This window comes from Cellvibrio fibrivorans (genome assembly GCF_031457055.1).
Classification (GTDB): Bacteria; Pseudomonadota; Gammaproteobacteria; order Pseudomonadales; family Cellvibrionaceae; genus Cellvibrio; species Cellvibrio fibrivorans.
The window spans coordinates 196294-223023 of sequence record NZ_JAVDVX010000004.1 but is presented as its reverse complement, the minus strand read 5'-3'; the positions used below and the strand labels follow the sequence as shown (position 1 = coordinate 223023).

Sequence of the window (26730 nt, the reverse complement as noted above, 5' to 3'; positions counted from 1 at the left end):
ATGTGTCTAATTTTCTGCGCTATTGTTCGCGCAGAAGTGCCGACCTTTACGATTGAAATACGCGACCATTTATTTTTTCCGTCCCAGCTGATTATTCCGGCGAATACCAAAGTGAAATTGATTGTCATTAATCGCGATGCCACGCCGGAAGAATTTGAAAGTTATGAACTCAACCGCGAAAAGGTCATTATGGGCGGTGCCAAAGCCATTATCTTTGTTGGCCCATTAGTGCCGGGCGACTATCCTTTTTTTGGGGAATTTAATCCAAAAACAGCTCAGGGCATTATTCGGGTGGAGAACTAATATGCTCGATGCCGTTTTGCTGATATTGCGCGAAGTGCTTGAGGCGGCGCTGATTCTCAGTTTGCTTTTAGCGCTCAGCAATAAATTGCAACTGAGTTACCGCTGGAGCTTTTTTGCGTTACTTGTCGGTGTTGCAGGCTCATGGCTGCTCGCGCATTACGCCTATGGCATTGCTGACGCGATAGATGGTGCCGGGCAAGAACTATTAAATGCTGCGCTTTATTGCGCTGTGATAATTAGTGTGATCCTGCTTGGTATGCTGATTTTACCGCTTGCATTTGCTCCGGCGAAAAACATCTCGCCTTCCCGTAATGTCGCTCCCAATCAGCACAGATTGCTCTACCTGTTGTTTATTATCATCTTTAGCTTTTCGCTGATGCGCGAAGGCGCCGAGATTTGGATTTACCTTTCTGCTTTCGATCATAAAGCCGAAGCCATGTCGTCTGCACTTATCGGAGCTGCCGTGGGTGCAGGCATAGGTATGAGTTTGGGCGCTATTATCTACTATGTATTTGCCTTTTTAAGCAGGAACTATTTTTTACCTATTTTTATCACTGTTATCACTTTGCTGGCAGGTGGTTTGTCAATGCAAGTCGCAAAGCAATTAATGCAAATTGGCTTACTTGACTCTGATGCTCCACTGTGGGACAGCTCATTTTTAGTCAATGAACACTCTTGGTTGGGCGAGTTACTTTATGCATTGGTGGGTTACGATTCCCGCCCTACACCGATTCAGGGAATTTTTTATCTGTTAACAATCACACCTATTTTATTTGCTTCTATTTGGCATGCATGGCGTTTGCGGGGCAATGCACATGAATAAATATGTTATCAGTAGTGCTCTCTTATTAACCGCATTTGGAGCGACTCAGGTTCATGCGGAGATGAACCGTGTATATCACCCCTATGTAGAGCAGAATGAACGCGAATTGGAATATGGTTTTGTCTTGCGCGACCTTGGCGGTGACGAGGTTTTATTAAATCGCGCAGGAATGGGCTATGCGTGGAACGATAAGCTATTTACGGAGGTGTATTTGTTGACCGAATCCCTCACCCATGAAGGAGAACAAATTCGCGGCTATGAAGCAGAAGTGAAATGGCAAATCACCGAACAGGGCGAGTACTGGGCAGACTGGGGCTTATTATTGGAAGCCGGTACCGCCAGGGATATCAACAGCCATGAATTTGCAGCAGGAATTTTGTGGGAAAAAGAATTGGCAAGCCGTTGGGTGGCAACCGCCAACGCGATAGCCGAATACGAATATGGCAGCGATATTGAAGATGAGTTTGAAACTGCCCTGCGTGGCCAGCTGCGCTACCGCTACAGCATTGCGTTTGAACCCGCGCTGGAGTTTTATCTGGATGATCAGGATTGGGCCGCAGGCCCCGCCTTGCTGGGCACAGTAAAATTTTCTGGTCGTAAACAAATGCGCTGGGAGTTGGGGTTGCTGTTTGGCCTGGATGCAGACACACCGGAAACCAGTTTGCGTGGTGGAATTGAATTTGAATTTTAACTATGGCTTTGCATTATAATTATTTCAACTTTATCGCAAGTTACGTACACGGGGTTATTTTTCTTTTATGAAGATTATTTTTTATTTAATCCTGTTATTGCCTGCATTGCTGCTTGCACATAGTAGTCAGGCTGCAGTCGTGATTTTGTACCACCACGTCAGCGATACTACACCCAAATCAACCAGTATCAGCCCCGCACATTTTGAGGCGCAGATGGATTATCTGGAAAAAAATGATTTCAAGATTGTGCCGCTGCCGGAACTCACTGAAAAATTGCGCAAGGGCGAAAGCCTTCCCGATAAAACTGTCGCGATCAGTTTTGATGATTCTTATGTGTCAGTGTATGACTCTGCGTTCCCCCGCTTAAAAAAACGTGGCTGGCCGTTCACTTTTTTTGTGAATACCGATTCGGTTGGTACCGGTAAAGTATTTGTCACTTGGGATCAGCTGCGTGAGATGTCAAAACACGGCGTCACTATTGCTAATCACACCACCCGGCACAGTCATTTGCCGCGCCGCGAAAAAAATGAAACGCTAAAGCAATGGCGTACACGTATCGCTGAGGAAATTTCCAGCGCGCAACAGAAAATTGAACAGGAAATTGGTAGGGCTCCTAACATACTAGCTTATCCTTTTGGTGAATATGATGTAGATGTACAACAGATTGCCAAAGAGCTGGGTTATATCGCTTTTGGACAACAGTCGGGTGCGCTCTATGAAAAAGGGGATTTACAATCTGTACCACGTTTTCCTTTTGGCGGCAGTTTTACCGAGCTCGATGATTTCATTATGAAAGTCAACACGCGTTCGATGCCGACAAAAACAGTGAATTTTTATAGCGATAAAAAAACACCGCAAGAAAATCTGATTGTAAAAGCGGGTGCTAAACCCTGGTTGGTGTTGGAGTTAGAAGATCCTGGCTTGCTGAAAAAAATAAATTGCTTCGCCACCGGACAGGGAGCAATCACCACTGAAATTATTGACAATAAACTCTGGGTGCAAGTGAAGCAGCCGCTCAAATCCGGGCGCACTCGCTACAACTGCACTGCCTATGCGGGCGAAAAAGGGCGATTTTTTTGGTATACCCAGCAATGGTTGGCAACCGATAAAAATGGCGAGTGGAGCTACAGCGATTAATTAATATTGTGCATCTCTCTATCTGTTTAAAATCGTTTGTCTGCAAAAAAAACGGAACCTATCAGGTTCCGTTTTTTATCATCCCACTGTCAATCAGACCACAACCCCGGGGATTGGACCTTGGGAGCTATAGGGCGCAATAATTCCATAAGCCCCTACAGCGAGCGCAACCGTGTCCATAATTTGCGTATGTTCAGCTGCTCTCAGGACTTGCCCCTTACGAATAGAACTGCCACCACCGGCGAACATAAACGGCGCGTTGATGCCGGTGTTATCACTGGTGTCGGCCATATTGGTCACTTGCACTACCAATGTGGAGTCTAATAAGGGGGCTCCGTTGATATCCGTGTTGGTTTGTAGTTGTTGGATTAAATGGGTGAGTCTTTGGCTTAAATAGGCGCGATAAGCCGTGTATTCAGCCGAACCCGGAAAGCCATTTGCCGCCTGCGCGTAAGAATAATTAAAGCCGGTAGCAACAAAGTCTTCCTCATCATTACCCATCAACATAGTAACTACGTGCGTCAATCCACATTTTATCGCCGTAACAGCGTTGTTTGTTTGTAACTCCCACAGGCGGGTGAATTGCTGACCGTCGTTAGGATTTATACTTCCTGTTGGCCAACTTTGCTGTTGCAAGTCGCAGTCAGGCCCAAAACCGCCGGGCGAAAGTTCTGCCTGCAATTCTGCTATTGCATCCTGATTTGCCTGCAAGCGCGTGCTTGCAAAATTACTTAACTGCTGTTGTAGCTGTTGCACTGCCCTCAAGTTAATACTGAGTTGTTTCTGTTGCTGATCAAACCCGGTACCGTAAAGCGACGACCCGGTGCGCAAGATTTCAAATGCGCGCGCTGGATCGGTAATTACCGGTGTTCGTGTCCAGCTGTTGATGGCGGACACAGAGGTATCGCGCGATAGCACGCCTAATTGAATGGATTTAAAGGGGGTGCTGCCACCGAGTACATCCCCTAATGCCAGGTCGATCGTTTTTGGCGCTCTGGTTAAACCGCCAAGTGCCGTTTGAGCAAGGCCGTGGCCATGACCGTTCATATCAGCACCGAAAAACACGCACTCATTTTTTACCGGTTCGAGCGGTGCTGAAGCGGGTTTTAAATTGAATGCTGCATCGGGTGAGACGCTCGTAGCACCGCGTGGGGCACCACCCGGTATAAAAACAAAAATAACATTTTTAACGGATGTCGCCGCTCGAGCGGCATTGGCGAATCCAACGCCTGCGGTTATCAAGCCGGTATTGATAAGTGGTGCAGAAGCCATCATTTTTAACAGCTGGCGACGTTTGTTGTGAAAATTTTTTTCTTGGGTTTTCATGATTCAAACCTTCCTTAAGTCACAAAGTGAATGTGTGAAAATTATTGGCTGCGATCTTTGCGATGGCGCACGGCGTGCAAGCTTCCTAAACGTTTCAGCAGCGCGCGAACGTTATTGCCGTTGCTGGTTAGCGCGTAGTCCAGACGATCTTTTTCACAGGCATAATCAGATTGTTCGGCAGTTGATAACCTTGTTGCTCCTGCTTTGGTTGGATCAAAATATTGTGTCCCCGTGCCGAACGCAGCGCGGAAGTTGTGTTCGACAAAGCAGTAGCGAACTGCATCCAGAGTAGAGATTTTTTGTGCAAGGTCTTCGGCATTCGCAAACGCAATACTGGCTCCATCGGTAGGGCTGGTAATTCCGGTAAAGACGCCTGCGGAATTAATGGGGACGTCATACATGTTGTGTGTGCGTCGGCGGCTGCCCGCATCCAGATTTTGATAGGCATAACCCACTTGTAAGAAAGGATTGTCTCGCCACTCTGGCGTATCTTGTAAGTTGTAGCTGTAGGCATTCTGGCACAGCAAGCGGTTGCGGATTGCTAGCGCAAGAACGTGTGACGAAGGTTCTGTCATAGAACTTTTGCTAGCAATAAAAGCGCCGCTGGTTAACAGGCCACCCTGGCGGATGTTGCTGGGGAAATTGATTTTAGCGAACTTGTCCTGATTAACGATGACACTACCCAAGCCATAAAAATTCACCAGGGTTTCGTTAACTATGCCGTAATTATTCGCCAATAATTTACTAAATGGTCCCGCTCCATCTAACGCAATATGATTGAAATACTCCTGCATTTCCATACGCATGGATTCATCAACTTTGGCATTGAAACCGCTAACCGTCACCGGGAACAGGTTGTTATTGGTTGCGCCCGCCTCCAGCCACTGGCTCGCGAACCTGCCAAAATGCGCGCGCGCGCTGGTTTTGCTGAGTAAACGATTAACTTCTGCTTCAATCGCCGCATCTGTTGTCAATCCGTCATTTTTTGCTGCGCTGAGTAACTCTGCATCGGGTGTACTCCCAGTAAATGTGAATGCGAGGAACGAGGCCAATTCGTAGGGCGTAAGCACATAGCTATCGTTGTCAATTGTTTGCGTGGGTAAGGTTGCGCCGGTATTGCCAGCACGAATATCGCTCACCGCTATCCCGGTTTCTTGACGATACAAAAATTGCGGAGAGGACAACGCGGTACTTAAAGCCAATTGCAAAGCCTGAGTAATCTGCTCAGTGGTAGTGGCATCAGAAAACAGGGAGCGGTATTCCTGAATTTCTATCGTGGTAGCAGGGCGACGGAAAATGTTCGTAAGCTTTTCTTGTGTAAATATGTCAGCACATTGTTGCGCCGTTAATCCGGAGCAATTCAGGAATCCCGAAAAGTTGGTCGCCGCGGCCCGGCTGGAAATTCGATTGGCCAGGCTCACAAAATTTCGTTGCACAGCTTTACTGATGATTTCCTGTGTGTTGTTTTCAAATCCGTTGACGTAAGTGTTGGCCAACAAAAAATCCAGGCTGCCAGGTAAATCGGTTGCGATGTTTACACCGGTGAGGTCGCGCACACTATTGCTGTACTCAGCGCGGGTTAACACGCGCAGCAGACGCGGCCCGTAGGTAATTTCGTTCGTGCAATTTGCCAGCGGCGGAACGGATGACGAGCTGGAAGAAATACTGCTGGAAGATCGCACACTGCTACTGGATGACGATATAGAACTGGAAGACTTCCGGCTGCTAGAAAAAATAACGGAGCTTGAAGATTTTATACTGCTGGAAGAGATTACTGAGCTGGACGATTTCAGGCTGCTGGAGGAAATGACTGAGCTTGATGATTTCATACTACTGGATGAGCTCATACTGCTAGCGCTTTTATTGCTGGATGCGCTAGAACTGGTTTTTCCAAGGCATTTAACACCATTCAGCAAAAACTCAGTCGGTTTGGTTAGAGTAGTGCCGCCGGGAAAGGATAGATTAAAACCAAAGTTAATTGATTGATTGGTGTTAATGTTGCCATTCCATGCTGCATTTTTAACGCGCACCGATTGCCCAGTCTGGGTGTAGGCGCCATTCCATAGTTGGGAAATTTTCTCTACATTGGAAAAATTCCACGCCAGTTCCCAGGTGGTTTTTGGGGCGCCGTAATTGACGATATCTACGCTGAGTGTTGCACCATTGCCCCAGTTAGAGTTGATAGAGTATTTGACTTCGCACTGCGCGTTTACATTGACGGTGTATGTCATCAATATTCCCGCTGCTGATAAGAGCGATAAACTTTTTAAATTCACAATTAAGCTCCTTGTTGAACTGCAATAAAGTAAGCCATTTTTTTGGCACGACGAATCCCTACCAGAATTGGCATGTGATCGAAAAAAATAGCTAAATGTTGGTTGATGGGCCGATCTTGTTATAAGTGTGATGCAGGTTTTAAAACTGAAAAAATATTTCTATTTATTATTGTTGGTGTGAGTTTAGGAGATTATTTTTTCCCCTCGCATTCAATTTTTTGCAATTAAATTTTGCACATGAAATTGTTGTTTTATAGGTGCTTAAATTAATCGCCGAATTCAACATTTTTTACGAAGAATACCGTATTGATGATTTGTTGAGTGTTTATAGAGGGCGGTGCAGGAGTTGTCAACAGTGGGTAGAGCGGTAAGTTTGAGGAAAAAATAAGGGCGACTTTAAAGTCGCCCTTATTTTTTAGTTGGGATTAATAGTGATGTTAATTTCGTCTTCGACCCTCTCGCCACTAGGGTTGAGAATGACATTGCCGCTTCCATCGCGCACTTCGGCAATTACATAAATAATTGCGGCAGCAGTAAGGTTAAGGTCGGTGTTTACACTGAGTTCACCTGACGAAGATATAGTAACTTTACTATCGTCAGTAATGTTGTTGTTGCGGTCATCAATCTTCCATACAACGTTATTCGTGTAATCATCTTTGGTGGAGTTATCAATATAAGTAGCAGTAAGATTCAGATTCAATTTGCTACCTTCCGACAAAGATAAATTTGAAGTGCCACCATTTTCATTTTCAATTTCAACAGATTTAAGTCTGCGTTCCGAAATGGTCAAATTCTTTGTGCCCTCTTCACCTCCGCAAGTACCTTTAAGCGTAACAATTTTACCGTTGGCGATGCCATTTCGCGCAGTAATTTTGGTGCCCTCGATTAGCAGTAGATCGCTAGGAGATGCAGTAATCGTGGAGTTATCAGTGATATCTATTGGGTTTGCCGGATCTGTGTAAATACCACTGACCTTAACGGTTGCAGTTTCCCCATCGCGGAGTTCAGTCACTGCAGGAGTCGTTGCGACTACGATTGTCGCTAATCCGTCGTCGACAGTAACGTTGAACTGGGGTGATGGTATTTCTTTGTTGTTGTTGTCAATGCCAGTGGCAACCAATGTAATTGTGCCGCTGTTAATAGTGCTTAGTATTCCTTTGGTGGCGTCTTTGAAACTCCCTAGATTGGCACCGCTGACAACTTTCCAAGTAATTGCATAGGGCAGAACCAATGTTTCGTCAAACGTTGCCTTTGCTACAAGCGTAAGATTCTGGCATTCATTAACTACATTGGACGTGGTCTCTATGGCTACACTTGTAAGATTTGCATCGGATACGGTAATGTCTTTAGGTGTAGCTTTCAGGCCTGCATACTCGGCAACTAATGTGAAATTACCTTTAACTCCGGCGGCAGTAAAATAGCCGTCTTTAATCTTGCCGATATTTTCTACGTCGGAATCCGTTATTTTCCAGGTGGCTTTTTTGGTTAGATTGATTTCTTTCCCATCTTTATCCACACCAATCAGTTCAAATTGATAAAAACTTTTGAAATGAACATAGCCGAGGTTTTCGGTGATTTTTATTTCAGTTACGCCGTTTTTACTCGCATCGACCGTTTGCGCAACACGTGCGCTGTCGCCATCACCGCCGCCGCAACCGCTTAAGCTGAATGCGCCCATGCTTACTAACAGAGCGAGTGAAAAATGTATTCCTTTAGAACGCATAGGTAACTCCCAGGCCGAGGCCATCAACACGTAAATTGTCATCGTTGTAGTAGCGCAGGTAATCGAGCGTCCAGTAGAAAGGTTTGCCTTCTATGACCTGATCCTGCAAGGAGATGCCATAACTGAAGTCAGAAAAGGTATCTTTGTTACGCCCGCTTTCTCCTAAAGCCGGCAAGTAAGTTTCGATCTCGGTCGATGCATAACCGAGCAAAATACTCACTTTCAAATCTTCTGGCTGTGTATCAGGGTTGGTCAGCGTGAGATAGATCCCGCTCTGCTGAGCGATTTCCAGTGTTAACTCATTGGCCTTGTCATCACTCATGGGTGCCGCGACCATGCCTTGTAAGCCGATACCATCGAGCAATCCATCGGTAAATTCGACATCCGCTTTAAGCTGGAACAATGAGGGCGAAAGTTTTTCGCTCGATGCTTTGACTTGGGTATAAACCCCTTGCCCCGACAGGTGAAATGCCACTGGGACATCGGCCTGCGCGCCCAAGCTGGCGAGGCCGCTTATTGCGCTGATAACTAGTGCCAATCGTTTACACATAAGTATTCCTTGCTGTGTGATGTTGTAGTGATTATTAGCGGTTTGGCTGCGCATTATTCCAGATTGTTACTGCGAATAACGGTGCGCAATTCATGAATATAGGCACTGCCGCGCCCGGAGTACTTACCCAATTCGGCCACCATCGCACTGCCGGTAAATTGTTGCGGTGCATCGCGTAACTGCGCGCGCAGCTGCCGCCAGGGGCGATAGGCGTTATGGGTGTTGATATTGTTGAAGTATGCCGTAATCGACTCTTCCACATTGTTAAATTTCTTAACTTCGTGTTTGGCGCCAGCGGGGCGCTTGCTGGGGACTATGCCGCAGCCGGGCTTGTAGCACCAGTGGCCAAACAAATTGTGCGCCTCTTCAGCAAAGCGTGAGGTGCCCCAGCCGGATTCTACCGCCGCCTGCGCCATCACCATTGCCGGTGGAATGACATCCACACGCAGCAATAAAATCTCCACGGCTTTGGCGTCATCCGGGTAGGTTTCATAAGTCACGTGAAATTTCTCACGCAGTTTTTCGAGGTTGCGTTTATTCACCCCGGAGATAGTTTGCGACGCATCCCATTCGGCTTTTATTTTTAATAAACGTTCACGGGATTTTAATAATTTTGCATTTTTTTCCGCGATCATCGGGCGCAGCATGTCCAGGAATTGCGCTTTGCGCTCGGGTGTTTGTTCGATCGCGGCGAAGTCGGGTAGCAGGGTGCTGCTGGTGAGTTCATCCTGATCCATAAAAAGCTGTTGTGCAGGGATGCTCGCCAGCGCGAGTACCAAGACCAAAGTGGCGAGTGGAAAGGCGACCAGTAAAAAGCCCAGTAGCCACTGCGAAGCGTTCTTGTTCATAAAACGGGTTATCCAAAAATTAACAATAAAATAGCGGGTGAGTTACAAATCGAGTTGTTTGCGCAACTCTTCCATACGTTTTGCGTTTTCTTCTTTGCTGAGCGGTCTTTCAATTGTCTCAGGCAGTGCTGGTACATTCGGTGCTGGCAAGGTAGCGCCATTCATTACCTGCTCACACAGTTTTAAATAGTGTCGCTCAAAAATCGGGAAGGCGACTTTTTCGGCGTTGGTGGTTAAAAAATACCAATCACTCGCACAGCCAGCGTGATACACCGCCGGGTGGCTCCATGCATAGGCCGCTTTAGGGCTGGGTGCGCGGCAGGCTTCTACATAAGCTTGATGTGCATCGACCAAACCGAATTTGCCTGGTTCGCCTTGGCAGGCGCGAATCATACGGTGCAACGTGGGTAAATACTCTGACTCTTCAATCACTTTGCGCGCACCGCGCAAAATTGTTTCCGGCGCAAATTGCGCGAGTGAATTCAACCAGAGGCGGCGCGCCTGATTGAGCAGTTCATTATCTTTAAATGCCGCGTAATACTGGTTGTGATAGTTGATGCGAAACAACGCAAACACCTGATTGATCGCATCGATATGGCCTTCGCCCGGCGCAGGCTGCTCGCGTTGTGATTGCGTTGAATCAGCTTGCCCAGCTGCGGTCGTTGAGTTGTTCTGCGAGGCTGCTATCTCTTGTGCGACCTGTTGAATGAGGGAGTTGCTGTCCTGCATGATTAACCTGCTGCGAATTGACGGTTGTTAATGCGTGTTGTTTGGCCCAGTGATATTTCACATGCTGCAAAAATTTGGTATTCCAGCTTGCATAAACCTGGTTGCTATCGCGCCAGAATAAAACGAATTCGGTCACTTGCTGTTGCGCAAATTTTAAATCGATATTGGCGAGCTTGAGTACATCGTAAACATCTTTGCCCGGCTGCCAATTGTCGGGAATGCGTTTGGGTTCGGTGTCGTGCTCCAGTGCCGAGTTGTAGCGCATCCACTGGCGTTTAACGTGCTGGATAAATTTGCTGTTCCAGGTGCGGCCAACGTCGCCGCGCTCTTGCCAATAGACCACAAATTCCGGGATGGAATCCTCCACAAACGCGAGGCTGATGTTGGCGTGTTTCACCAGTACTTCAAGCGCGTCTTTGCTCGGCCGCCACTGGCTGTGCATTGCTGTTTCCAAATCGCGATTTAAAAATTCCGTATCGCGTTCGCGCACTTGTCGCTCGCTCTCTTCGCGCTTTTGACGGGCGATTTGTGTTTCATGGCTGCGCCATTTGTGCAGCACATCTTTTAAAAACTTTGCACCCCATGAGTGACTGGTCTCGCCGCGCTCGCGCCAGTAAGTCACAAACTCCGGCACCTGCTGACGGACAAATTCCGCCGGGATATTGTGCTGGGCGATCTGCCGCAGCAATTCCTGATCCGGCTGCCAGTAGGGTGCGATCAAATTAGCACCGGTATTGATCGCGGGTGTCGCAACCACTGCATCGCTGCTGCCTCGGCCTACTTCATCAAACGCCAGCGTCAGGCGGCGGCTTTCTACATAGGGTGCGGACGCCAGCACAATGATGCCCTTATCCTTGAGGTTGCGGCTGATTCGCTGCACATCGTAATCCGTCCAAAACGGCATAGCGCGGCTGACCCAGGTTTCATCCAAATCCAGCCACTCGCGCCCGTTGGACGCTACAAGCGGTAAATAGGTCGCCATATCGCCCAAAATCGACAACATACACGCCTCCTCCAGCCCGATAGTGGCGGCGAGGGAAGGGGAAATCAGCAGCGGGCGTTCGGGAATCAGCGATGAACTCATGGCTCTCAGGTCGCAGTTGACCAAGTAACGGCAAAGGTGGGAATTGTAGGCGGATAGGGGGCAGTGTTCCAGTGAAACTAGCGTATCGATCAACCCTGTTGTGCTATATCCACATAGCTCATCACTGGGCAAGTATCTGATCTGTCTAGTGGCAAGTGGCCATTTTTATGTAGGACATCGGCGCTGAATTACCATTCGGTGATGCATTTCAAAAGCAGGATAAATTAAGCAAATAGGCATGTTGACCATATGGAATGGGGGGGGGTAGGATGCCTGCGCCTAGGTTAGGTAAACGATTACATACACAAATGGAGTGTGAAAATGGAAGTTAAATTTAGGCCTTATCCAAAGTACAGACAGTATGTCTTTTTTCTAATAAGAGGCGCTTTGTGCTTGCTCCCCTTATCAATTGTTCTCACGGTGATGCCTGTCAATGCTGCTTGGGTTTGTAAGATGGGTGAATCTTGCGCCATGATTGATAGGACATACTATTGGGAGCGAGTGTGTAAACCAACACAGCAATGTAATTGGGTGCCTGATGCGACGCCACCGCCACCGCCACCAGCTCCACCCGTGCCAGCACCACCAGCCCCACCAATCAAAACTGTAGAAGAAATTGAGCGAGAGGCGCATGTGAAGTTTTGTAAGGAGTTTCCTGCTGAAATTACGTTGGCTGTAGAACGATGTGAAAATGCTGCTATTGGCAGATACAGTATGGTGTTATCAACTGCGTGTTCCTCAGGTGTATATGATTTTAGCTTTAATATAAAAGATCGAGCGACTGTTTCAGTATCTATGGGGGTGTCGCCATCAGATTGCCGGGCAACCGCTGAGGGTGCGATGATGTATGCACGTAGTAGTTGTAAGTTAAGCGGTAATGAATATCGGCATGCGCTCGCTAAAAATTGCCAAGATGTGAATTAAATTTTCAAAGTACAATTTTTTATTGCGCCTCCTTTTGATGAGAGTATGAAACATGAGCAAGGTGATTCTGAAAAAAATTCCTATTGTTATGGTGCTCATCCCGGTTGTTTTTTTTGCGGCACTATTTGTAAATAGTTATAAGTCTTTCTTTAAGGGCGACGAAGGCCATGACGTAAAAAAAATGCCTATTCCTAGTGGGTCGTCGTCGGATCAGGCTCGATCGAGCGAAGTGCAAAATGTAAATTCGTTTAAGCGTAACGAGCAGGAGAAATGGAACCCAATGGGATCTGCAGCAGATGCAGCAGAAATTAAAAACTGGTTTGCGCAACGTGGTAACTTTAGTTTCATGGGGGATGAAAAATTAAATGACTATGCAACATATGATGATGCTACTTTAAATCAGCTCGGTGATGCAGGTGATTTAAGGGCATTGCACACGCTTGCTGATAGATCGAAAAATATTAAAGATTTTAAAAGCACGTTATATAAAGCGTCGGTTTGGGGTTCCACAGAAGCTCTCATCCGAATGGGGGCAATTAGTGAAGCTGATGATTTGGATAGCATGAGTGCTGAAAGTAGAAAGCAGATGATTATTGATGCCCTATCTTATTACGATGCTGCTCAATTGAGAGGTGATTGGTGGGGCAATATTGTGCGAGGTCAAAGTCTTTTAACGCGATATTCCCATGACTTAACCCAGCATGATAAAAGTATAATTCAATCTAATGCAAAAAAAATATATGCTGACATTCAACGTGAAAGAAATGAATTAGGACTCGGCGAATTTGATAACAGTGTTCCTGAATCGGTTATCAAATTTTATGAAGAAATGATCCGGCCTCTATAAAAATTCCTTTGATATCTAAATTTGCCGGGCTTTTTTCCTGCCTTTTTATTGGAAATCTAATACTGATTCACAAGTGCGGCCATCAGGCGCGGCAGGGAATCCCAATACTAAACCCCGCCCCTTGGCTCTGGTCCGCATCTATCACAATGTCCCCACCCAATTTCTGCGTCAATAAATTATAAACAATCGACAAACCCAAGCCCGAGCCGCCAGTGCGGCGCGCGGTGGTGAAAAAGGGTTCGAAAATTTTGGGGCGAATATCATCGGCGATGCCGCAGCCATTGTCGCGGTATTGAATTGTGATCTGTTCAGGTGTTTGGTTAAGTTCAATGCGAATTTGTTTGTCGGCGGTGTGATGGAAGGCGTGGTGGATGGAGTTGGTGATCAGGTTGGTGACAATTTGGGCAATGGCGCCGGGGTAGCTGTTGAGCGTTATATCTGCGCCTGGCAAGAGCACGCAATTGATGTGGTTTTTTTTCAGCAGGGGTTGCAGGCTTTTTAAGGTGAGGTCGATACAGCTGCGCAGTTCAAATTGTTCTTCTTCGTTGGCGGTGTGGATGGAGCCAGATAATTTAAAATTCTGCACTAGCGTTGCGGCGCGGGTGAGGTTGGTATTAATTAAGCCTAACCCATCTTCTAACCCTGCTAAAAATTGGGCGAATTCTTCTTCATTGAGCGCTTCATCTTTGTAAAGTTTTTGCACGCGTTTTAATTCACTGGCGCAATGGCTCGATGAAGTGACAGCAATACCGAGCGGAGTGTTAATTTCATGGGCGAGGCCAGAGACCAAACGGCCGAGCGAGGCGAGTTTTTCGCTCTCGATCAGTTTTGCCTGGGTGTGGTTTAAATTGCGCAGTGCATCTTGCAGGACATTGGTGCGGTCGTTAATTTTTTGTTCGAGCTGTTCGTTAATCTCTTTTAATTGCCGCTCGTAATCATTGCGCTGGGCGGCGCTAATTGCGCGGCCATAGGTGTCGGCCAAGGCACTGGCGAAGGCGATCTCTTCATTGCTCCACGTACGCATTTCACCTTGATGTTCGCAGCAGATAATGCCGAGCATTTCACCTCTGTGGCGAATCGGCGCATCGAGCATGGAGGTAATCCCGAATGGGATTAAATAACTCGTGCGAAATTCATTGGTGTTTTCATCGTGCTGGGCGTCGTGGGCAACCACGGCGCGCTCACTGTCCAGACTATTGAAGTAGCGTGGGAAATCCTTGCGGGCGAGGCATAAATCCGTATCCAGTTTACAGTCGTCGCCATCAATCAACATTTTGCCGCAAATAGCTTGTTTGTCTTCCGAGAGCAACCAGATGCCTGCGCGGCTGATTTGCAAACCCTGTGTTGCAGCCGAAAGGATCAATAGGCCTGCAGTTTGCAAATCGCCTTCGTCAATCATTGATGATTTGGATACATCGAGCAAAATATCGTAGAGCGTATTTTCCATAGTGAACGGCTGTATCAATGCTGGGGGTGATCGGGAAAGTGGTGGCGAATATCGCGGAAGTTGTCAAACAGTGATAGCGCAGCTTCAACCAGTGCCGGATCAAATTGTTTGCCGCTGCGTTCGCTCACATATTGGATGATGGCATTTTCTTGCCAGGGCTTTTTATAAGCACGCTCCGATCCAAGTGCATCAATCACATCGATAATGGCGACTATACGCCCCTCCAATGGAATGTCTGCACCTTTTAACCCGGAGGGATAGCCATTGCCATCCCAGTGTTCGTGGTGGCTCAACGCAATACGCGCTCCCATTTTGGCGATAGTGCGGGTGGAATCTTTTAGTAATTCGTAACCAATTTGCGCGTGGGTTTTCATCACCTCCCACTCAGTGTCATTCAATTTACCCGGTTTGTGCAAAATAGTTTCGGGTATGCCAATTTTACCAATGTCGTGCAGTGGCGATGCATGGCGCAGCATCTCCGCATATTCACTGCTTTGCCCCAGCTTCAACGCCATGAGTTCACACATGAGTGCAACGCGCCGCACATGGGAGCCGGTTTCCTTTGAACGCTGTTCAATGGCATCACCCAGTACCAGCAGCAATTCTTTTTGGGTTTCCTGGATGTGTTCGCGGCTGTGCAGGTTTTGGAAAATCAGGGTGATATTGGCGGCAAATAGTTTCAGTATTTCATCTTGCACGGCATTGTGTTCTTCGCGAAAGCGGGTGTAGAGCACGCTGCGGGTATTTTCATCGGTGTGGTAGTAACCAATAAATACGTCTTCTGTCACAGTTGGTTGCTGGCTCTCCAGCGTATCGATAATGGCCTGTTTAACATCGGCGGGTAGTATATCGGTATCCCATTGGGTGTTGAGTTTGACTTCATCGCCAGTAGCAGCAAGTAAAATTAATTCGGCATCACCAAATAAATCCACGTGCTGGCTGACCAAATACATTTCTGCAGTTTTGATGCCGAGCAGTTGCACTGTGTGGCTGAGAATGGCGTTACCAAATTGATACAGCGTTTGGCTGCGCAATACAGAATCCGATGCGGCGATCACTTTTTGCATGCCGCGTTTACTGGCTTCAATAGTCACTATGTCGCGGTAGGAGCGAATGGAGGAATAGACACAGGTTTTTAATTTGGTATCGGTTAATTCGGTTTTGCTTTTGTAATCGTTGATGTCGTAGGTGCGGATCACCGTCTCTTCAGGTGCCGTGCCCGGCTGGCCGGTGCGCAACACAATACGCGTGGCATGGTTCTGCAGGTCGTTACGAATTTGATGGATTAATTCCAGCCCGGCGTTATCGGTTTCCATAATTACATCGATAAAAGCCAGCGCAATATCGGGGTGATCCTGAAACAGGCGTAGACCTTCCTCTGCACTATAGGCATTGAGGAACTCTAGCGGTTGCTCATCAACCTGGGTATTTTTCAGCACCATTTGCGTCACTGCATGCACCTGTTGCTCGTCATCGATAATCGCGACTTTCCAGGGTTTGATCTGTACGCTTTTATGGGGTGCCAAAGGGCTTGCTGGCTTTAGAAATTTCATTGTTGTCCTTCCCTATTATTTACAGAGTATAGGTGCTACCTGAATTCGAGTGGCCGCTTCTTTAGATCGTTTTGATAATTCGTTTTCACAACCAATGGCGCTTTTGCAATAACTCCATATGCGTTTTAGTTCTTGTTACAGACTGATACAGACGCATGCGCTCTGTTACACCCAAGCTTGTCACCCGGCGTTAGGCTATGCGCGCTCATTCTCCATCAATAATAGCCGCTGCTATACGTTAAAAAGGAAACTGTCATGCGCTTCTCGCCCAACACCCTCTATGTCTTGATCTGTTCCCTTGTCGCCCTGCCTGTTGCAGCAAGTGATACTGCGCCCGCGCGCGCTGACACTGATGTTGAAGAAATGATCGTGCAGGGACGCAAAAGCGATTACTCGGTGATTACCGAAAATGCACAAAAAATTATCGATGTGCCCGGCTCCCTCGGCGACCCGCTGATGGCGGTATTCAGTTTGCCGGGGGTGATCAGTGAGGGTGATGGGGGCGGTGCGCCGGCCGTGCGCGGTTCATCGCCGAGCGACAACCGCTATCTGGTGGATGGCGCGCCCGCTGCTTATGTCTTCCATGCGTTTTCTACGTCAATCTTCAATGAAAATATCATTCAGGATTTCGAATTATTTTCGGCCGGTTTTGGCCCGCGCTATAGCAATGCGATCGGCGGGATTTTTGATATCAAATTGCGCGATCCAAAAGCCGCAGATATTTACACAAAAGTTGATCTTTCCCTGTTGCGTGCAGGTGTGTTTGTTGAAGGTGAACTGAGTGAAAACTCGGCGTTTTATTTGTCGGGCCGCAGCAGTTTGCTGCAGTATTTTTTTGATGGCGATGAGTTGGAAGAAGAGGAAGGCATTAAGGTGCAGGACGCACCCGAAGACACCGACTATCAATTCAAATACCAATACCGTTTAGGTGACGATCACAAGTTGACGCTGAGTGCGAATGGTGCGAGTGACCTGGCCGCCGCTGAATTCACCGAATTTTCGACCGAGGTGTTGGAAGAGCCTGATTTTGCCGGCGACGCAAAAATTAAAAACACCTTTAACAACCAAAGTCTGCGCTGGCAGTTTGCGGCCAGTGGCAGTAGTGAGTTGGATGTACAAATCGGCCACTACCAAAAAAATGACGATACCTTTTGGGGTGGGGAAAAATATTTTTTTAATATGATAGCTGAGGATGTTTACGCCTTGGCAAACTACGATTTTCTCGCGGGAAAATCTCATAGTATTTCTGTTGGTGCAGAAACCCACAGTACCGAATACAGTTACGATGCGCGTTTTATCAATTATGTGTGTACCGAGTTTGATCCTGATTGCGAATTGCGGCGCGGCGAATTAATTGTCGCTGAAGACGCGGTAACGATCAAAGAGCATTCTGCCTATATCAATGACCACTGGGCTATTACCGATGCCTTGGCCTTGGATCTGGGCGTGCAAACTCACTATAACGATTTTACTGAAGAGACCTTTACCCATCCCCGCGTGGCAATTGCATGGGAATTTATCGACAACTGGACGCTCAGCTCATCGGCGGGCAGTTACAATCGCCTGCCGGACATTGATAAAACATTTCCGCAAATTGGCAATACTGAATTGCAGTCGCCAACATCCAATCACTATACGCTCGGCATTAAACAGGAGTTGGCCAATGAGTGGAGTTGGTCGGTGACAACCTATTACAAAACCATGGATGAGTTACCGCTTGCCAGCGATACCAACGATAACACCCAGCCGTTTTACACCAACAATATTGAGGGTGAAGCTTACGGCGTGGATTTATTTATCAACAAAGGTTTAACCGATCGCTGGTACGGTTGGCTGGCAATTAGCGCCTCGCGCAGTACGCGCACTAATAAACTCACCGGAATCGAACGCGACTATTATCTGGATACACCATTGGTGGTGAACTGGGTAATGAATTACCAAATGAACGAATTATGGACAGTCGGCACACGTTTGACGGCGCAATCTGGCCGTGCAATTACCCCGATCATTGGCATTCAGCCCAATCCCTGGTTTGAGAATCGCATACTGCCGGTATACGGCGAACCCTATTCAGAAAACTTACCGGTTTATGCGCGTCTGGATCTGCGTTTTAAGCGCGAAATGACACTTTGGGGTTACTCAGGTACTTACAATATTGATATCCTCAACGCCCTTAATCGCCGCAATGTCACTGACCGCAACCTGGATTACAAACGCACCCAATCGCCACAGGACGTTAAGTTGGAAGATGAAGTGGGCATGGGGATTATTCCGGCAGTGGGCATGTCGCTCACGTTTTAGATTCTATGTTTTAAATTCTGTTTTTAATCTTTTTGAGTACAGGTTGTTAAATAGTTATGTGGATCAGGTTGCGCAGATTTGTTATCGGCAGTGTGGCGGTGATTGCAAGCCATGCGATTACTTGTGTTGCGGGCGATCTCTCCAGCGATGTGCGCAAAGGTGCATCTGGTCCTGACTCTGGCAACGGTGGTTATGTTGAGGTGGGGGCTGGCCTTAACACTTATACCAGCCCCATAGTGGGGTTGCCGGAAGGCAATAAAAAAGGTGAAGTGCACACCGAGATTTTTTTAGATATCAATGCGCGCTACCAATACAACGGTTGGTTTATGGAATTGTTTTCGCAAAGCCTCGAACAATTCACTATGGGCTACAATTTTTTCAATGGTAGCAACGCCTATAATAATGAAGGCAATTGCGCGCTGGATTGGGTCGCGCTCGCTGAACACGATGAAATGAGCGCGGATGAAAGTAACGATTATCGCGGCTTAAAAACCCGGCGCAGTGATTTTATGTCAGGCCCGCGCGCGACGGTTTATCTCGATAATTATATTGTGCAGTTGCATGCGCTTACTGATATTAGCCGCACCCATTACGGCGAGCTGTACTCGTTAAAGCTTGCGCGTCACTGGCAGTATCGCAACTGGAATTTTCACGGCATTGTCGGCGCGACCTATCGCTCGCGCGAAATTGCCGATTATTATTATTCCATCGATGCGAGCGAGGCATCGGAAAAATATCCTGAATACAATGCGCCCGCGGGCATGTCATATGTGACCGAATTGGGCGCAACTTATCCGCTCAGCGAAAAGTGGGTGTTTCGCGGTTTTATCCGGCGCATTGATCTGGACAGAAATGCCAATGACAGCCCGCTGATTCTGGATGATCGTAGTGAAATGATCGCCACTGCGATCAGCTACGTGTTTTAGTGACGGAGTTGCAAATGGATAATTGTGCAATTCGCCCACGCCCACCTGCACTGCGTTTTTGTTTTCGTGTGTGCCTGATGATTTTGTTATTGCTGTCTAACCGACTATGGGCTGCTGACCCTGCGCCTGCGCAAAAAGCGCAACTGCAATCCAAACCCAACCGCTGCGTCGCCTTGCACCAGGGGCAGGTTTGCTATCAGGATGTAGTGTTGTCTTGGCAGGTTGATCAAGCGAGTGAATACTGCCTCTATCAACAACACGCAGAACAGCCACTCCATTGCTGGCAATCCGTATCCTCGGGGCAATATAGCTACGCATTTGCCAGCGACACTTCAGTTAAACTGCAGCTAGTCAACGCGCAAACTAAGACCTTGGTGGCAGAAACACTGGTGGAGGTGGCTTGGGTTTACAAAGCCAATACCCGCCGCAAAACCCATTGGCGACTTTTTTAATTATGAATACAGAAGCCCAAGCCAGCATTTTATTAGTGGAAGATGACGCCTCGTTAGCTGAATGGATACTGCAGTATTTGCGTGGCCATAATTACCAGTTACAACATATTGACCGCGGTGACCAGGTGCTCGCCAGTGTTAAACAACAGCCGCCGGAATTAATCATTCTGGATGTGATGCTGCCCTACAAAAATGGTTTTGATCTCTGCCGCGAATTGCGCGCGTTTTATTCCGGGCCTATTTTAATGCTCACTGCGTGCGGTGAAGAAACGGATGAAATTCTCGGTTTGGAATTGGGCGCTAATGATTATTTAACCAAGCCGGTGCGCCCGCGCGTTTTGCTCGCACGTATTAAAGCCTTGCTGCGGCGCGAAGCTGTCGAACCGGTAGACGCTTTGGCACAGGAAGGTCTGTTACAGTTTGGGCAACTAAAAATCCTGCGCGATGCCAAAAGTGTTTTTTATCGCAACGAATTGATTCCGGTCACTGCCAATGAATTTGATGTGCTCTGGTTGTTGGCAAGCCGGGCTGGGCAAGTGATTCGTCGCGAGGCCTTGGTGACACAATTGCGCGGCATTGAATACGATGGTTTTGATCGCTCTATCGACATCCGCGTTTCGCGCCTGCGCAAAAAATTATTCGATAACACCGAGCAACCCTTTCGTATCAAAACCATTTGGGCGAAGGGATATTTATTTTCGCCCGAGGCCTGGGAATAATTGTGCAGCGTTTAACCCTGTCGTTGTTGTTAGTGGTGCTCACCGCGGTGGTAGGCCTCGGCTGGGGTATTGATCGCTGGTACAGCGCGCAATTTGCGGACGTGGAAGATCCCGAACTCAGTGCCTACAAAAATCTGGGGCGCGAATTAGCGCAGCTGATTGATACCGGTGTGCAGACTAATCAATGGTTGACCGCTTCGCATTTGCAGCCGCAGCTCACTGCGTACAGCGATTTTCCGCTGCCGGACGATGTAAAAAAACAATTTGAAACTGGCGAGCCACTGCTGCTGGAAACGGGCGATCAGCTTACGTTGCATTTTTATCTCAATAATCAACAGCAGGTTTTGTCGTTCGCACTGCCGGATGAATTGCATCAGGAAAACAACAATGCACTGCGCTGGTTGTTGACGCTGCTGTTTTACGGCGGTGTTATTGCAATGGTGTTGATCTGGTTGTACCCCTTATTGCGCCGTCTGGCGCTCTTGCGCAAATCGGCGCAGGCCTTTGGTGCGGGCGATTTGCAGGTGCGCATCGCCGCCGACAAACATTCTTATATCCAAACTATCGAGCAAGATTTTAATCGTATGGCGCAGCGCATTGAGCAGTTGGTCGCTGACAATAAATTATTATCGCGCGGCCTGTCGCATGATTTGCGCACACCCCTTGCGCGTTTGCGTTTTGGTCTTGATGTGTTGGAGGAGGCCGAGTTAACGCTTGAACAGCAACAAAATCTCGCGCATTTAAATCGCGATCTGGTAGCGATGGAGTCCCTGGTGGAAGCATTGCTGAATTATGCGCGTCTGGAGCAGGCGACTATTAGCTTTACCGCGCAGCCAATCCTGCTCGCACAATTTGTGACGCAATTGTGCGAGGATTTTTATCGCGCGCAGGTGGAGTTATTTATCGCCGTATCAGCGCAGAGTGCTTATACACGAGGTGAGCCTGAATATCTCGCCATGTTGGTGCACAACCTGGTACAAAATGCGCTGCGCTATGGCCGTGGGCGCGTGCAGCTCAGTGTGCTGCTGGTGGATGGCCTGTTGCAATTGCAAGTCGCAGACAACGGCTCCGGCATTCCCCCTGCCGAGCGCGAAAAAGTGCTCAAGCCTTTTTATCGCAGCGAGGGCAGCCATCACCAGGGGCGCGGTCACGGTTTGGGTTTGGCGATTGTGGAGCGCATTGCCCAGTGGCATGGGGCAGAGTTGTCCTTGACCGAATCGGCAGAATTGGGAGGCTTGAATGTCAGTGTCATTTTCGCCGGTGAACAATAAACTTTTCGGATCTACGTAACTATTTTCATCATTAGCACCAATATGGTGCCGTCTCCGCTACCTTTTTACTGCCTTTAAAAATTCCGCGCGTGTAATCGCGAGTAATAAGGATTCATGCTAAATTGCACCGCACAAACAGCCCCCCACAGATAAAGAATTACGCCTGCAGTGCGGACGCAGCCCCCATACAATATCAATACAAGCTCAATACAATAATAGGTTAGATGAATATGGAAAAGTTCGAGGCGCGTCAATTTACGGCCCGTTACAACAAAATCATGCTGTACACCTTTCTGGCAGTATTACTGGTTTCAGCCTTGCTCATTAGCATCCAGGCAATCAGTGAAGCAAAAAATAAAAATACGCAGTTGATTGAACAATTTAAAACCGAAGCGATTGCGATTGATAACCTGATCGTGCGTGTTACGGTTCTACTGGACTTAATGCAAAATAATGCGGAAGATTTTTTTCTCAATCCCCGCACCACCGCGAGCATTTATTTTAATGGACTTGCCGATGTAGGGACGAACGAATATGGGCTGGACAATATTCCAGCACCTTATTCAGTAGTGGATGCAGGTAACTTGACCGGTGAAGGTCACCTGGCTGCATTATCACCGACGATAAAAAACGAAATTGAAATGGCTTTCAATCTGAATAGCGATTTCAAATCCACCTTGAAAAGTGTGCCCAATGCCGCCTGGGTGTATTACACCTCAAAAAATAGATTTATCAATATCTACCCCTGGATACCCTCCACAGAATTTAAATTCACCGATAAACTTTATAAAAAAGAATTCTATACACTCGGTATTCCTGCAGCGAACCCGGATAAAACTATTTTTTGGACTTCCGTGTATTTGGATGAGGCGGGCAAGGGGGTTATGGTAACTGCGGCCAAGCCTGTTTATAACCGCGATGAATTTCTGGGGACTGTCGCGATTGATTTCACCCTGGAAGAGCTGGGTAATTATGTCAAAGCTTTTCGTCCTGAGTTGGGTGAGTTATCCATTATCAATGCCGGAGGGCAATTGCTCGCTCATACCAGGCTACCACTGACTGAAACGTCGGTTTTTAAAGACGCAATACCCGCCGGGGTTAATCTCGATGCGGTTGCACCAACCTGCGCTGATCTGCAATTAGTACAGCTTAACCAAGGCTACCAAATGGTTTGCATCCAACTAAAAAATGCGCCCTGGAAGCTTCTGTATATTGAAAAGAACCAGTCTTTTTTAAGCCGTATATTTTCGTCAATCGGGACTGTGTTTGTGGTGTTGTTAACCTCCTTAGGCATTTTGCTCTACTTCATTAAAAAAATTACGTTCCGCGAATTTATCTACCCTGCGGCGTCTTTGGTCCGGCATATTTCTAAACAAGGTGTAGGCGACAAGGCACCTAATCGGCGCGTGCCTGCTGCCTGGTTGCCGTGGTTTGCAAAAATCAGTGAAACCTTCCAGCAGAATAGAAACCTGATTAATGAAATTAAACAAAAAAATACTGAGCTGACCGACCTCAACATCGCCCTTGAGCGCTATATGCCCAAATTTATTCTTTTGGTAAGTTTGGATGAAGGCTGTGGCGCTACCAATATAGGGAGTTATTTTGCCAGCAGCCTGGCGAAAAACAGCATCGACAAAAAAACAGTGTATATGGAGTATCCGGCCAACTCGCACATGAGTGCGGCATTTGGCTATGATGAAAGTGAGCGGGTGCACAAGCATATAAATGGTTTTGATATTTGGAATGACTTTGATCTAGGCGAAGTGCCGGAAGAAGCCGAGTCTTCATTGTTAATGACGAAAATATTAAACCAGTATGCCAATATTGTTATGCATGCGACGGTGAAAGGGGATATCGACCATTTTATTGATGTTTATCTTGAGCCCTTGTTTCGCTATACCAAAGCCATAGTGGTGATGGTACCCAATTCCGATACCGCGGGTGAAAAAACGGCGGCAGTGGTGAAGAGTATCCAGCGCCATGTGCGCCAGGATCAAACTACGCTCTACACTATTTTGAATCGCGTAAATGAAAATCTTGAACTTGATGTAAAAGTAAATTTCGACATTCCCTATATTGCTGACTTGTCACCTGTTACCAGTGCAGCGTTTAGCATCCCTGAACCTGCGGCAAAAGCCATCAATGAAATTGTTGAGCGCATTGAGCGCGTGCATCAAATTTGTATATTTATTCCCACCACGATTAATATTGACCAGCCGTTTGATTCCTCCATTTACGTTAATAGGACCATGGTGTTTCTGGGGGAAAAATTTGGCGGTGCTACATCTTCGCAAGCGCGTGGCGTATGGAACAGCGATGACTCCGGTATTGTCAACGAGGTTGTCCATCTGGTGGTGTCCTACACCACAGAAGATGACCTCAACCGGTTTGCCAATGAAGTGATTGAATTTATAAAATTACTCAAAGATGAGCTGCAGCAGGAAGCCATGGCGCTGGAAATCAATAAAAAAATGATCCTGGTATAAGTCTATGCAGAAATTTAGCCGATTATTTACCCTAGTCTTTATGCTTTTTCTGTCTTGCAGTGCGAGGGCGGAAGAAGTTACTTATGCGAATGATAAACGTATTGAAATCCCGGTGGGGATTTACATCACCTCCTTGTATGACCTGGATATTCCGGCCAAAAAATTTACGGTGTCAGCCTGGATCTGGTCAACCTATGACCCGGCCTTGATGCCTGAGGATTACAAGTTCTACAACAAAATTGAAATCACCAATGCACGTACCTGGTCGATTATCGAGAACGAAAATTTCTCGATCAAAAACAGTGATGGCACCGTGCATACCATGACCAAGTTTACCGCCGAAATTAATCAGGACTGGGACGTAAAATACTTTCCGTTCGATAAACAAGAAGTCGCGATTCATATAGAAAGTATTGAGTTGGATTCAAAACAAATCGAATTTGTGCCGGATACTACCAACAGTATGGTGGGCGATGAATTGACCTTAACCGGTTGGAATATATTACCTATTGAAATCCGCGCCTTTGATTACAAATACCCCACCACCTTTGGAATCCAAAGCGGTGCAAAGGGTATCTATCCGCGCATGTCGTTTGTGGTTCCGATCGAGCGCTACGGTCACCGGATTTTCTGGACCTACTTTTTAGGTTTCTTTGTTTCCTACATCATTATCTGCATTTTGTATTTCTTTAGCGGCGAGCTGATTGAAAGCCGGGTGGGCTTGATCATGACCGCCTTGTTTGCCTGTGTGGGTAACAAATACACGGTGGATTTATTACTGCCCTCCAATGATGTCTTTACCCTGTCGGACCTGATACAGGTGGCCTCCTTTGTCATTGTTGGCGTTGGCCTGCTGAGCAGTGTGATGCTGGTGGTGCTGATGAAAAAGGGAATGGAGGCGCTCGCACAAAAAATCGATATTGTCATCACCTGGCTCGTTACCCTGGGGTACCCCGCCGTTATGGTTTACGGTGTTTCCAAAGCTTTGCAATAAAAGGCTCTGCAATAAAAGACGCTCCGCTAGCGCGCTCTTCCGGGCAGCCATCCTGAATTGGCTGCCCTGTGTCCGATTGCCCCGTATCTGTTTGCCAAAGGCAGTGTCGAGACTATTTACACGCTTCAAATTTTGGCGATAACGAATGTGACCTAAATCACTGTTTTTACTCAAACTTCCCAAAATGGTGCAAAAATTGCTGATTTAAGCGTCGCCGTAATGGCCACTACTTATTAAAACAAAATCTCTTACATACAAATACTATAAATACGGCATGAGACCTGACAATCAAATAAAGGTAATCATGTGATTAAACAACTTTTTACAACAGCGGTGATGGCATGTGCATTAACGTCCAGCGCTGTGTTTGCACTGCCGGTGGATTTGGGTAATGCAGGCAACTACACCCTTCTGGCTACCGGCACCAATGTGCACCACGGCATCCCCATGTACGGCAATCTGGAGTTAGGTTCAGAGGCCTATATCCACGGCAACGTGGGTTCGCGCAATACGTTGAATATGGCGCACGGTGCGGTGATTTATGGCGATGCGGATTTTGGCGGCCTCTATCAAAACCCGGGCTCTTCCATTGAAGGTGATGCCACGCAACAAGACTCCGCATTTTGGGATTCCCTGTACACCAACCTGAAAAGTGCCTCTATGGCTGCCAAAGCTCTTGGCGGTGCACATGCGGGCTACATTAACTCCACCCAAACTTTTCATTCGCAGGGCGATCTATCGGTATTCAGTATCACCGGCTTGAATTTAAGCGCGGGCCATAGTCTGACCCTGAAGGGCGACGCCGACGATGTGTTTATTATCAACGTGGATTATTTTGGTTTTATGTTGGGTGGTGGCGCCGCGATTATTCTCGATGGCCTGAGCGCTGAAAACGTATTGTTCAATATGCACGGCGCATTGAATAACGGCCACGTAAACGTAGCGGCAGGCACCATGCAAGGTACTTACATTTCTCCTGATGCCTATATGCAATTGGGTGATGGTTTGAATCTGGATGGCGTGCGCTTTTTGGGTGCCGGCATTTCCGGTAATTTACAAGCTGTGCGAGGCTTAACTCCACCTCCAGTCAGCGTTCCCGAGCCATCGGCACTGTTATTGTTGGGTATTGCTTTAATCGGTTTGGGAGTGAAGCGCAGTCGTCAGTAAAACGATTGTGTGAACGCTCAAAATGTGAGACTTCAGTGCTAAAAACCCGGAACTGGCTTCCGGGTTTTTTTATGGGCGCCATAAAATCCGCTATTATCCATTCGGTTCATTGCTTGTTTTTGTTTTCCCTTCCCCCAGCTGTATAGCGACGG

The 26730-nt window shown here is 47.3% G+C and carries 23 protein-coding genes; 14 read left to right on the top strand and 9 right to left on the bottom strand.

The window, feature by feature from the left end; translation table 11 throughout:
- The 4 genes from J2X05_RS12255 to J2X05_RS12240 all read left to right on the top strand — a co-directional run bounded on the left by J2X05_RS12255 (window position 1) and on the right by J2X05_RS12240 (window position 2955).
- Window positions 1-303 carry a cupredoxin domain-containing protein gene (locus J2X05_RS12255; RefSeq protein WP_310072835.1) on the top strand — a complete coding sequence of 101 codons (303 nt, stop codon included), beginning with the start codon at window positions 1-3 and terminating at the stop codon, window positions 301-303.
- A gap of 1 nt (window position 304) precedes the next feature.
- Window positions 305-1126 carry an FTR1 family protein gene (locus tag J2X05_RS12250; protein WP_310072833.1) on the top strand — a complete coding sequence of 274 codons (822 nt, stop codon included), beginning with the start codon at window positions 305-307 and terminating at the stop codon, window positions 1124-1126.
- A complete protein-coding gene (locus tag J2X05_RS12245) occupies window positions 1119-1817 on the top strand; it encodes a hypothetical protein (RefSeq protein WP_310072831.1) in 699 nt (232 codons plus the stop codon). The genes J2X05_RS12250 and J2X05_RS12245 overlap by 8 nt, the downstream gene beginning before the upstream one ends.
- A 67-nt stretch (window positions 1818-1884) precedes the next feature.
- Window positions 1885-2955, top strand: a complete 1071-nt coding sequence (locus tag J2X05_RS12240; RefSeq protein ID WP_310072828.1) for a polysaccharide deacetylase family protein — start codon at window positions 1885-1887, stop codon at window positions 2953-2955.
- A 93-nt stretch (window positions 2956-3048) separates the two neighbouring features.
- Here J2X05_RS12240 and J2X05_RS12235 read toward each other — a convergent pair whose 3' ends face one another.
- The 7 genes from J2X05_RS12235 to J2X05_RS12205 all read right to left on the bottom strand — a co-directional run bounded on the left by J2X05_RS12235 (window position 3049) and on the right by J2X05_RS12205 (window position 11491).
- A complete protein-coding gene (locus tag J2X05_RS12235; protein ID WP_310072827.1) occupies window positions 3049-4281 on the bottom strand; it encodes a DUF1552 domain-containing protein in 1233 nt (410 codons plus the stop codon).
- Window positions 4282-4322: 41 nt separating this feature from the next.
- A complete protein-coding gene (locus J2X05_RS12230) occupies window positions 4323-6557 on the bottom strand; it encodes a DUF1592 domain-containing protein (protein WP_310072825.1) in 2235 nt (744 codons plus the stop codon).
- Window positions 6558-6972: 415 nt separating this feature from the next.
- Entirely contained in the window at window positions 6973-8280 is a 1308-nt protein-coding gene (locus J2X05_RS12225; RefSeq protein WP_310072823.1) for a hypothetical protein, read from the bottom strand.
- On the bottom strand, window positions 8270-8830 hold the full coding sequence (locus J2X05_RS12220) for a hypothetical protein (RefSeq protein ID WP_310072820.1): 561 nt from the start codon (window positions 8828-8830) through the stop codon (window positions 8270-8272). The genes J2X05_RS12225 and J2X05_RS12220 overlap by 11 nt, the downstream gene beginning before the upstream one ends.
- A 53-nt stretch (window positions 8831-8883) precedes the next feature.
- Window positions 8884-9678, bottom strand: a complete 795-nt coding sequence (locus tag J2X05_RS12215; protein WP_310072819.1) for a glucosaminidase domain-containing protein — start codon at window positions 9676-9678, stop codon at window positions 8884-8886.
- A gap of 42 nt (window positions 9679-9720) precedes the next feature.
- Entirely contained in the window at window positions 9721-10407 is a 687-nt protein-coding gene (locus J2X05_RS12210) for a replication protein P (RefSeq protein WP_310072818.1), read from the bottom strand.
- Complete coding sequence (locus tag J2X05_RS12205; protein ID WP_310072816.1) at window positions 10319-11491, bottom strand: DnaT-like ssDNA-binding domain-containing protein; 1173 nt, start codon at window positions 11489-11491, stop codon at window positions 10319-10321. Before J2X05_RS12205 ends, J2X05_RS12210 begins: the two co-directional genes overlap by 89 nt.
- Before the next feature lie 573 nt (window positions 11492-12064).
- Here J2X05_RS12205 and J2X05_RS12200 point away from each other — a divergent pair.
- The gene (locus J2X05_RS12200) at window positions 12065-12415 is read left to right on the top strand and encodes a hypothetical protein (protein WP_310072814.1); all 351 of its coding nucleotides are present in this window, start codon (window positions 12065-12067) and stop codon (window positions 12413-12415) included.
- A gap of 52 nt (window positions 12416-12467) precedes the next feature.
- Window positions 12468-13262: a hypothetical protein gene (locus tag J2X05_RS12195; protein WP_310072812.1), complete on the top strand. Its 795-nt coding sequence runs from the start codon at window positions 12468-12470 to the stop codon at window positions 13260-13262.
- Window positions 13263-13344: 82 nt separating this feature from the next.
- Here J2X05_RS12195 and J2X05_RS12190 read toward each other — a convergent pair whose 3' ends face one another.
- Window positions 13345-14709, bottom strand: coding sequence for a sensor histidine kinase (locus J2X05_RS12190; protein ID WP_310072810.1), 1365 nt, complete (start codon window positions 14707-14709; stop codon window positions 13345-13347).
- A gap of 14 nt (window positions 14710-14723) precedes the next feature.
- On the bottom strand, window positions 14724-16262 hold the full coding sequence (locus J2X05_RS12185) for a DUF3369 domain-containing protein (protein WP_310072807.1): 1539 nt from the start codon (window positions 16260-16262) through the stop codon (window positions 14724-14726).
- Between the two features lie 255 nt (window positions 16263-16517).
- Between J2X05_RS12185 and J2X05_RS12180 the strand changes: the two genes are divergently transcribed.
- The 8 genes from J2X05_RS12180 (at window position 16518) to J2X05_RS12145 (ending at window position 26578) form a co-directional block, all read left to right on the top strand.
- Entirely contained in the window at window positions 16518-18563 is a 2046-nt protein-coding gene (locus J2X05_RS12180) for a TonB-dependent receptor plug domain-containing protein (RefSeq protein ID WP_310072805.1), read from the top strand.
- A 68-nt stretch (window positions 18564-18631) separates the two neighbouring features.
- Window positions 18632-19489, top strand: a complete 858-nt coding sequence (locus J2X05_RS12175) for a MipA/OmpV family protein (protein ID WP_310072803.1) — start codon at window positions 18632-18634, stop codon at window positions 19487-19489.
- Between the two features lie 14 nt (window positions 19490-19503).
- Window positions 19504-19941 carry a DUF3019 domain-containing protein gene (locus J2X05_RS12170; RefSeq protein WP_310072801.1) on the top strand — a complete coding sequence of 146 codons (438 nt, stop codon included), beginning with the start codon at window positions 19504-19506 and terminating at the stop codon, window positions 19939-19941.
- A gap of 2 nt (window positions 19942-19943) precedes the next feature.
- Window positions 19944-20660 (top strand): response regulator, encoded by a 717-nt coding sequence (locus J2X05_RS12165; RefSeq protein WP_310072800.1) that lies wholly within the window; start codon window positions 19944-19946, stop codon window positions 20658-20660.
- A gap of 2 nt (window positions 20661-20662) precedes the next feature.
- Window positions 20663-21931, top strand: a complete 1269-nt coding sequence (locus tag J2X05_RS12160) for an ATP-binding protein (RefSeq protein WP_310072798.1) — start codon at window positions 20663-20665, stop codon at window positions 21929-21931.
- Between the two features lie 230 nt (window positions 21932-22161).
- Window positions 22162-24417 carry a PDC sensor domain-containing protein gene (locus J2X05_RS12155; protein ID WP_310072796.1) on the top strand — a complete coding sequence of 752 codons (2256 nt, stop codon included), beginning with the start codon at window positions 22162-22164 and terminating at the stop codon, window positions 24415-24417.
- Between the two features lie 40 nt (window positions 24418-24457).
- Window positions 24458-25411, top strand: coding sequence for a ligand-gated ion channel (locus tag J2X05_RS12150; RefSeq protein ID WP_310072794.1), 954 nt, complete (start codon window positions 24458-24460; stop codon window positions 25409-25411).
- 306 nt (window positions 25412-25717) lie between these two features.
- The gene (locus tag J2X05_RS12145; protein ID WP_310072793.1) at window positions 25718-26578 is read left to right on the top strand and encodes a PEP-CTERM sorting domain-containing protein; all 861 of its coding nucleotides are present in this window, start codon (window positions 25718-25720) and stop codon (window positions 26576-26578) included.
- The last annotated feature ends 152 nt before the right edge of the window (window positions 26579-26730 follow it).